Annotated in this window: 9 protein-coding genes and 1 pseudogene; 9 read left to right on the top strand and 1 reads right to left on the bottom strand. The window is 71.7% G+C overall.

Features of this window, described 5'->3' with window-relative positions; translation table 11 throughout:
* Positions 1-192 precede the first annotated feature (192 nt).
* The 5 genes from istA (at position 193) to Q8W71_RS31780 (ending at position 4814) form a co-directional block, all read left to right on the top strand.
* On the top strand, positions 193-1719 hold the full coding sequence (istA, locus tag Q8W71_RS31800) for an IS21 family transposase (protein ID WP_458351527.1): 1527 nt from the start codon (positions 193-195) through the stop codon (positions 1717-1719).
* A complete protein-coding gene (istB, locus tag Q8W71_RS31795; protein WP_305529341.1) occupies positions 1716-2540 on the top strand; it encodes an IS21-like element helper ATPase IstB in 825 nt (274 codons plus the stop codon). The genes istA and istB overlap by 4 nt, the downstream gene beginning before the upstream one ends.
* Positions 2537-2851, top strand: coding sequence for a hypothetical protein (locus Q8W71_RS31790; protein WP_305529340.1), 315 nt, complete (start codon positions 2537-2539; stop codon positions 2849-2851). The genes istB and Q8W71_RS31790 overlap by 4 nt, the downstream gene beginning before the upstream one ends.
* Before the next feature lie 173 nt (positions 2852-3024).
* Positions 3025-4047, top strand: a complete 1023-nt coding sequence (locus tag Q8W71_RS31785) for an ArdC family protein (protein ID WP_305529339.1) — start codon at positions 3025-3027, stop codon at positions 4045-4047.
* On the top strand, positions 4047-4814 hold the full coding sequence (locus tag Q8W71_RS31780) for a hypothetical protein (RefSeq protein WP_305529338.1): 768 nt from the start codon (positions 4047-4049) through the stop codon (positions 4812-4814). Before Q8W71_RS31785 ends, Q8W71_RS31780 begins: the two co-directional genes overlap by 1 nt.
* A 157-nt stretch (positions 4815-4971) precedes the next feature.
* On the opposite strand, the gene Q8W71_RS31775 is transcribed toward Q8W71_RS31780, so the two are convergent.
* Positions 4972-5451 carry a hypothetical protein gene (locus Q8W71_RS31775; protein WP_305529337.1) on the bottom strand — a complete coding sequence of 160 codons (480 nt, stop codon included), beginning with the start codon at positions 5449-5451 and terminating at the stop codon, positions 4972-4974.
* Between the two features lie 551 nt (positions 5452-6002).
* Here Q8W71_RS31775 and Q8W71_RS33100 point away from each other — a divergent pair.
* From Q8W71_RS33100 to Q8W71_RS31760, 4 genes and pseudogenes are all read left to right on the top strand, one after another.
* Positions 6003-6314 (top strand): annotated as a pseudogene (locus Q8W71_RS33100) (DUF5983 family protein); the annotation flags it as partial.
* A 78-nt stretch (positions 6315-6392) separates the two neighbouring features.
* The gene (locus Q8W71_RS31770) at positions 6393-6869 is read left to right on the top strand and encodes a hypothetical protein (RefSeq protein ID WP_305529336.1); all 477 of its coding nucleotides are present in this window, start codon (positions 6393-6395) and stop codon (positions 6867-6869) included.
* Between the two features lie 116 nt (positions 6870-6985).
* Positions 6986-8110, top strand: coding sequence for a ParB/RepB/Spo0J family partition protein (locus tag Q8W71_RS31765; protein WP_305529335.1), 1125 nt, complete (start codon positions 6986-6988; stop codon positions 8108-8110).
* Positions 8077-8275, top strand: a 199-nt coding sequence (locus tag Q8W71_RS31760; protein WP_305525350.1) for a helix-turn-helix domain-containing protein, incomplete at its 3' end; no start/stop codon positions are given. The genes Q8W71_RS31765 and Q8W71_RS31760, both read left to right, overlap by 34 nt.

Genomic DNA, 8275 nt, shown 5'->3' with positions numbered 1-8275 from the left:
TGCAGCGCGACAATCAGGATGAGGCCAGCGCGTCAATCAAGGTGAGAGGAACGCCGATCTGATGATGGAGGGAGGGCGGAGCCCGACCGGAGGCATCAGATCGGCGTCGGCGTGACCCCAAGGGGCATGCCGTCTGGTGAGAGCGGCCAGCTGGCGACGGGCAAGGACGTCCTCTCGACGAGGAGCCCGCCCGTGCCCGGCCGCCACGTGACCGATCACCAGATGAGGCTCTTCATGCAGTTCCGTCAGAGCGACAGCGTCGCTGCGGCCGCCGCCAAGGCCGCCTTCAGTCCCGCCACCGGCCATCGCATCAGCGCCGATCCGCGCCTGCCCTCGGCCAAGAAGGCCCCGCGTGGCCGACGACGGCCCGATCCCCTCGCCGAGGTGTTCGAGACCGAGATCGTGCCGCTGCTCGAAGCTTCGCCTGGCCTGAGGCCCGTGGCGGTCTTCGAGGAGATCCTGCGCCGTCATCCCGATCTGGGCGAAGGGGTCCGGCGGACCCTGGAGCGGCGCATCCGGGCTTGGCGCGCCGTGCACGGGGCCGACCAGGACGTCATCTTCCGTCAGACCCACGAGCCCGGGCGGATGGGACTGTCGGACTTCACCGACATGGCCGACCTCGGCGTCACCATCGCCGGGATGCGCCTCGACCACCGGCTCTACCACTTCCGGCTCGCCTACTCCGGCTTCGAGCACGCCCACGTCGTGCTCGGCGGCGAGAGCTTCGTAGCGCTGGCCGAAGGGCTGCAGAACGCCCTCTGGTCGCTCGGCGGCGTGCCCCGTGAGCATCGCACCGACAGTCTCTCGGCCGCCTTCCGCAACCTCGACGAGGCCGCATGCGAGGATCTCACCCGCCGCTACGAGGCCCTGTGCGCCCATTACGGCATGACGCCGACCCGCAACAACACCGGCCTCGCTCACGAGAACGGCTCGGTCGAGGGCCCACATGGCCACCTCAAGCGCGCCATCGCCGACGCGCTCCTGCTGCGCACCAGCACGGACTTCCCCGACCTGACCGCCTACCGCACCTTCGTCGACGAGCTCGTCGGACGCCGCAACACCCGCCAGGTCAAGCGCATCGACAGCGAGCGGGCCGCCCTGGGGCGATTGCCCGAGCGGCGCTCGTGCGACTACGAACAGGTCAGCGTGCGCGTCTCCTCGGCCGGCGGCTTCCGCCTGCGCAAGGTGTTCTACACCGTGCCCTCGCGCCTGATCGGCCACAGCCTGCGCGTGCGGCTCTACGACGACCGCCTCGACGTCTTCGTCGGCGGATCCCACCTCTTCACCCTGCCGCGGGGCCGGGCTCATCCGGGCGGACGGCACGATCAGGTCGTCGATTATCACCACGTCATCCACGCTCTCCGGCGCAAGCCGATGGCGCTGCTCAACCTCGTCTACCGCGACCGGCTCTTCCCACGCCCACCCTACCGGCACGCCTTCGAGGCCCTGCGTGCCGCGCTTCCAGAGCGGCAAGCCTGCCGCATCGCCGTCGATCTCCTCGCGCTCGCCCATGACCGGGGCTGCGAGGCCGAACTCGCCGCATGCCTGGCGGTCGAACTCGCCGCCAAGCGCCTGCCCGATCTCGCCGCCCTGCGGGCCCGCTTCGCCCCCGATCCGGCGGCCATTCCCCACGTCACCGTCGCCCTCGGCTCGCTGGCGAGCTACGAGAGCCTCCTGGATGCCGTCAGAGACCCTCGGACGACGGGAGAGGCGGCATGAAGGCCCCGGCTCGCACCACCACCGCCGTCGATACCGCCCGGCTCGGCATCATGCTCGGCGAGCTGCGCCTGCCGACCATCAAGACCGTCTGGCCCCGCTTTGCCGAACAGGCCGACAAGGAGGGCTGGCCCGCTGCCCGCTTCCTCGCGGCGCTGGCCGAGCACGAGTTGGCCGAGCGCGACAGACGGCGCATCGAGCGTCATCTCGCCGAGGCACGCCTGCCGCCGGGCAAGACGCTCGACGGCTTCGACTTCGCCGCCGTGCCGATGCTCTCGAAGGCCCAGGTCATGGCAGTCTCCGCCGGCGACGCGTGGCTCGCGCAGGGGGCCAATTTGCTCCTGTTCGGCCCACCCGGCGGCGGTAAGAGCCACCTCGCCGCCGCGATCGGGCTCGCCCTCGTCGAGGCCGGCTTCAAGGTGCTGTTCACCCGCACGACCGATCTCGTCCAGAAGCTGCAGGTCGCCCGGCGCGAGCTCGGCCTGGAGGCGGCCATCGGTCGGCTCGACCGCTTCGATCTGCTGATCCTCGACGACCTCGCCTACGTCACCAAGGACCAAGCCGAGACGAGCGTGCTGTTTGAGCTCATCAGCGCCCGCTACGAGCGCCGTTCCCTGATGATCACCGCCAACCAGCCCTTCGGCGAATGGGGCCGGATCTTCCCCGATCCGGCGATGACGCTCGCCGCCGTCGACCGGCTGGTGCATCATGCCACCATCTTCGAGATGAACGTCGAGAGCTACCGGCGTCGCACGGCCCTCGATCGGAAGCGCGGTCCCGGTCGACCGCCGACCCGCGCGACAATCAAAACCGCCGACGCGTGACGCGCCGCGACACGAACTTCGCTCAAAACTGTCTTGTGCGGGTCGATCGATCCGCTCATCATCAACCCGCCGCGACACCGGTCTCTCATCCTGATTGTCGCTCGGCTCTCATCCAGATCGTCGCGCTACAGGCCGAGGCGCACGCCGAAGCTGGCCGGGAGTTCATCATGGTCGAACTCGTCACGAAGGAGGATCTGCGCATCGCGCTGGAACTTCAAACGCTCCAGATGACCGTGCGCCTCGGGGGGATCGTTGCAGCCGGCTTCGTGGCGATGTTCGGGGCGCTCGCGGCCCTCATCAAACTGACCTGAGCGGCACCTCGGCTCGCGCCGGCGCGCGGGCCGGCACGGCGCGCCGGCAGCCTCGCCCCAAGCATCCGGCCATCCACGGCGACCGGAGCGCGCCAGAGCGAGAGGGGCCCGCGGGGGCATGACGGGAGATCAGGCCGGAGAGAGGCTCCGGCGCCCGTCGCGAAAGCCCGCCGATGGCCCGCCGCCCTTCTTCATTCCGGAAACCCGCGGCCCGCCGCACCGAGGCTGCTTCAGCCCCGCGCGTCGACCTCTACCAGCGCATCACCGACACGATCATCGCCCAGCTCGAGGAGGGCCGGGTGCCGTGGGTGCAGCCGTGGGCGAGCCTGCCCGGCACCGCTTCCGTCGCCATGCCGCGCAACGGCGCGACCAACCGGGCGTATTCGGGCATCAACGTGATGCTGCTGTGGTCGAGCGGCATGGCCAGCGGCTACCCGACCCAGCGCTGGCTGACCTTCCGCCAGGCGCTCGGCCTCGGCGGCTGCGTGCGGCGCGGCGAGAAGGGCATCCCGGTCGTCTACGCCGACCGCTTCACCCCCGACCGGGAGCGTGAGCGGGCCTCGCAGGCGGGCGAGGAGGCGCGCTCGATCGCCTTCCTCAAGCAGTACATGGTCTTCAACTGCGCGCAGTGCGACGGGCTGCCCGGGGATCTGTACGTCCCGCCCCCGCCGCCGCGCGAGGACCTGATCGAGCCGCGCTTCCGCGCACTGATGGAGGCCAGCGGCCTGACCATCCACGTGGGCGGTCAGATGGCGTTCTACCGCCCGGCCGACGACGTGATCGTACTCCCGCCGCCGCAGGCCTTCCACGAGCCGGTGAACTTCCACCGGACGGCCGCGCACGAGATGTCCCATGCGACGGGCCACCCATCCCGGCTCGCGCGGGATCTCACCGGACGCTACGGCAGCGAGGGCTACGCGCGCGAGGAGCTGGTGGCCGAGATCTCGGCGGCCTTCGTCTGCGCCAGCCTCGGCATCGTACCCACCGTGCGCCACGCCGACTACATCGCGTCCTGGCTCGAGGTGCTGCGCTCCGATCCCCGCGCCATCGTGCAGGCGGCGGCACTCGCCAGCCGCTCGGCCGACTGGCTGCTCGGCCATCTGCCGCCCGAGCTCGCCCCGGACGGTGCCGGCGGAGAGGGCGACGAGGATGGGCCGGAGGACGCGGCGCCGGCGATCGAGCGGGAGGCGGCGTGATGCGCTTCCGCCGCACACCCCGATCCGAGCCCTACCGGGAGACCTCGCACAAGCGCGCCGCGTTCCTACGCAAGCAGCGCCTGGAGCGCGAGGCCCTGCCGCTGTTCGCCGAGGCGATCGCCCACGGGCAGCACGGCGTCAATGAGGAGATGGCCCGCCGCACCGTCTGGTGGGGCGAGGCCGAGCGCGCGCGCCGGGCTCAGCGGGCCGCCGGCTGGCGGCGGGCCCGCGCCCGGTTGTTCGCTCTGGAGGCGGACCTGCGCGGCACGATCTGCGCCTTGTGGCGGGCCTGCCCCTATCCGGCCGATCCGAGCTACCTCGCCGACCTGCTGCACCAGATCGCGGTCGGGCGCGTCGACCCGCACCGGCCGCCGTGGATCTTCCACGCCCCGACCCAGGCGCGCACCACCCCGAACCCGGCGAGCTTCGCGGAGGCCTTCCGGCAGATCGGACAGCGCACGGTCGGGGGCGGCCCGAAGACCGCGGGCGCCAATGAGCGCCTGTTCTGCGGCAATCTCGGCTCCGGGATCCTGTTCCTAACCTCGCGCGTGCGGCTGATCGAGCCGAACGAGTCGTTCTACACCTCCTCCAACCACCGCCTGCGCGACAGCCACGTCGGCCGGAGCGGGCATTGGGTCGACATCGAGGTGCGAGGCCCGTGCTCGGATGCGGACCTCGCCCGGATCCGTCGGCTCGCTGAAGGAGACGACACCCGGCCCGTGGTCGTCCGTCGCATCGATCCGCTCGCCGGTCTGCCCGCCCGGTGAGCCGCACGATGACCGACGATGTCCCAGCCGCGACCGCCTCGCGGTGATCGCGCGACGCGGCGCGCCGAGGCGGTCGACGCGCTACACGACGGCCCGGCTTCGGCCCCTGGTGCCCGGCTGCTGGTCATCGCCGGGCTCGTGCGTGTGGACCGGCCAGCTATCGCCAGCGGTCGCTGGCGCGCACGCCGATCTCCCGGCCTTCGAGATGGGCCAGCGCGATCGCCACGCGGGTCCAGAACCATGTCCGCCGTCCGTCCGGCCTCCGGGCCCGCTCCCGCGCCAGGTCATAGGCATCGCTGCCGTAGCGGCCGTGCATGATCCGGGCGCGCGCCCGCACCCGGGCCCGGCGCCGGGCGCGTCGCTTCAGGCACATCGTCGGCGCGCGCCCTGCCCGACCGCGCCCTTCTCCGGGGCTGAGCCGCTCACGGGCCGGCCCCGGATCCCGGGGCATCGGCTCGACGGTTCCGTCCGGCCGCCAGCCCAGGAGCGCGAGGATGGTGCCGAGCTGCGTTCGGAGCAGGACGAGCTGCGGGTCGCCCGCGCGCGCGTCGCGCCACGCGAGGGCGTCGAGGTAGGTGCGGCCGAGTTCGGCGAGTTCCGGTCGCAGATCCTTGTCGCGATGGCCCTGGTGAGGCATGGACCCACTCCCCCGGAGAGACCCGTGTCCGCGGTACGCCCCCGCAAACGAGCCTCGACCACCCACAGCCGGGGAGTTGGAAAACCGAACACAGCCGGTCCCTGTGACCTTTAGCAACCGGGGGTCGCCTGGACATGCGTCGCAGGCTCCCCGACCCAATGCATGGTCAAGGAATTCGGTGCCGTCACGGCCGGCACCAAACCGCTGTGTTCGAGGGGTTCCACGCCCCCAGGGCGGCGCGTACCACCCCGCCGAGATCATAGGCTCTCGTGCGACGTCGATCCAGTCTCCCGCTCGCCGGCAGGTGGTGGGTCGACGCGGCGGTTCCTGAGCGAGAGGCAGAGGAGCGTGCCGCGCTCCGCGACGGGATCGACGATCGGAGAAGAGACCTCCGGCACCCGTCGCGGAGATCCCCCACGCAGACCCTTCGGTTCGGCGTGGCCTCGGTGCTGCACCTTGAGCCCGAGACCTACGCGAAACTCCTCCACCTCTCCTAGACCGGCCCAGGCCGGCCGGGCGGTACGGGCTACGACCCCGAGGATACGTGGCACGCGCTCATCGTCGAGCCGCACAGCTACGGCTGCTGGGTCCATACCGACATCGTCGGCGCCGGCATTCCCGACGGGCTGCCCGCCTCCCTCCTGGCCGTGCTGCGCGAGGGACATGCGAGCGATGCCGTCTGGCTCCTGTTCGACGCCGACCTGGAGCCGACGCTCGACCTGCCCGTGTTCGACCACCCCTGCGCGCCGTCCCGGCCCGGCCGGACCGAGGCGCACCCATCCAGACGGATGGACTTCGCCTGCCCGTGCCCACGGCCCGGGTCGGGACGCTCGCCCGGCCAAGCCACGCCCCCATCGCGGTGAGAGGGGAGCCCTTCGTCTGTGCGGGTTCGCCGTGTCCGGGAGAGAGTTTCCGGCGGCGCCGCGGCGAAGGAGCGGAGCGTGGGCGAGTACGTGATGACGACGGTGATCATCGGCGGGCCCCTGGCGGGTAGGGCGGGGGGCGTCGCGCTGATCGCGGCGGCGGAGGCGTATCTCGTGGACGCCGGGAGCCTCGTACATGAGGCCCTGGCCGAGGTGCGCGGCGTCACCTTCGAGGGTGAGCAGGACTATGGCCTGACGCCGAGCCTCGACGCGTTCTGCCGCGAGCACGGGCTGTCCTATCATCGGGCCTGGATCGCGCGGCTCGGCCTGTTCGAGGCGGGCGTGAAGCACCGGAGCCCGGGTCTGGAAGGCCCGGTGGAGGAGGCCGCCGACGAGGCCGGCGAGCCGATGATCACCCTGGTGGCGCTGCGAGACGGCCATGACGCCGGCGAGACCCTTCCCGACCTCCTGACGCGGCTCGAGAGGGCTGTGGCCGCCGCCGTGCCGCCGCTGTCGCTGGCCGCCCCCGGGGCCCCGGAGCAGGCCCCCGCCTGATCCGGTCCCGTCCGGCCCCGCGGCCCCCTTCCAGAGCGAGAGGGGGCTTCGCCTGCGTGAGGGTTTGGGGGTCGGGACGAGAGATCCCGGCCGCCCTCGCAGAGGCAAGCCGGACCATGACTGCGAAGACCGCCGGGAAGACCACCGCCAGGGCCGCCGCGAAGATCACGCTGAGCGAGCCGATCGCGATCCCGTTCGACAAGCTCGTCTTGAGCCAGGCGAACGTGCGCCGGATCGCCGACGGCCAGAGCATCGAGGACCTGGCCGAGGACATCGCCCATCGCGGGCTAATGCAGAACCTGCACGTGCGCCCGATCCTCGACGAGGCCGGCGCGCAGACCGGGCGCTACGAGGTGCCCGCCGGCGGCCGCCGCTTCCGCGCCCTGGAGCACCTCGTGAAGACCAAGCGCATGGTCGGGACAGTCAAGGTGCCCTGCATCGTGCGCCCGGCCGACAGCGCGATCAGCGCCCAGGAGGACTCGCTGGCCGAGAACGCCCACCGCGAGGCCCTGCACCCGCTCGACCAGTTCCGCGCGTTCAAGGCGCTCGCCGACGCCGGCATGCCCCACGCCGACATCGCCGCGCGCTTCTTCGTGTCGGACAAGATCGTGGGCCAGCGCCTGCGGCTCGCCGGCGTCACCCCGGTGCTGCTCGACGCCTACGCCGCAGGGCAGATGACGCTGGAATGCCTGATGGCGTTCAGCGTGACCGAGGATGCCGAGCGCCAGGTCCGGGTCTGGGAGAGCCTGTGCAGGCGCGGTGGGGTGAGCACCTGGTCGATCCGGCAGGCCCTGACCGAGCGCGCCGTGGGCGCGGGCGATGCCCGGGCGGTCTTCGTGGGCGAGGACGCCTACATCGCGGCCGGCGGCACGGTCCTGCGCGACCTGTTCACCGAGCATCAGGACGGCTGGTTCCAGGACCCGGACCTGCTCGGGCGCCTCGCGGAGGAGAAGCTCGCCGTGGTCGCCCAGCGCGTGGCCGAGGAGGGCTGGAAATGGATCGCGGTGGCGGTGTCGCTCGGCCACGGCTGCACCTTCGGCCTGCGCAACCTGCCGACACGCTCCGAGCTGAGCGCGGCCGAGCAGGAGGCGTTCGAGGCGGCGGTGGCCGATTACGACGATCTCATACCAACGGCCTGTGAGGGTGACTCGGCGGGTTGCGGGTTGAGCTGGCTTCTGATTCGTTTGGCGGATCAGGAGGACACGCCATGTCCGGGATCGCGATCACCCGCACGGATCTGAGCGCCGAGGGGTTGCGCGCCGCCGCCTCCAAGGCGCCCAGCATCCCGGCGGCCCGTCGCATGCTGGCGCTCGCCCTGGTGCTGGAGGGCGCTGATCGCACCACCGCCGCCCGCGCCTGCGGCATGGACCGCCAGACCCTGCGCGACTGGGTGCACCGCTACAACG

The sequence above is a fragment of the Methylobacterium amylolyticum genome, assembly GCF_030700245.1.
Classification (GTDB): Bacteria; Pseudomonadota; Alphaproteobacteria; order Rhizobiales; family Beijerinckiaceae; genus Methylobacterium.
The sequence above is the reverse complement of the archived record's forward strand: the minus strand, read 5'-3'. Positions and strand labels throughout refer to the sequence as shown.

What these genes read in the sequence shown, in the direction of transcription:
- istB (WP_305529341.1), top strand. Translation starts at nt 1,716, where the DNA reads ATGAAGGCCCCGGCTCGCACCACCACCGCCGTCGATACCGCCCGGCTC.
- Q8W71_RS31785 (WP_305529339.1), top strand. Translation starts at nt 3,025, where the DNA reads ATGGCCCGCCGCCCTTCTTCATTCCGGAAACCCGCGGCCCGCCGCACC.
- Q8W71_RS31780 (WP_305529338.1), top strand. Translation starts at nt 4,047, where the DNA reads ATGCGCTTCCGCCGCACACCCCGATCCGAGCCCTACCGGGAGACCTCG.
- Q8W71_RS31775 (WP_305529337.1), bottom strand. Translation starts at nt 5,451, where the DNA reads ATGCCTCACCAGGGCCATCGCGACAAGGATCTGCGACCGGAACTCGCC.
- Q8W71_RS31765 (WP_305529335.1), top strand. Translation starts at nt 6,986, where the DNA reads ATGACTGCGAAGACCGCCGGGAAGACCACCGCCAGGGCCGCCGCGAAG.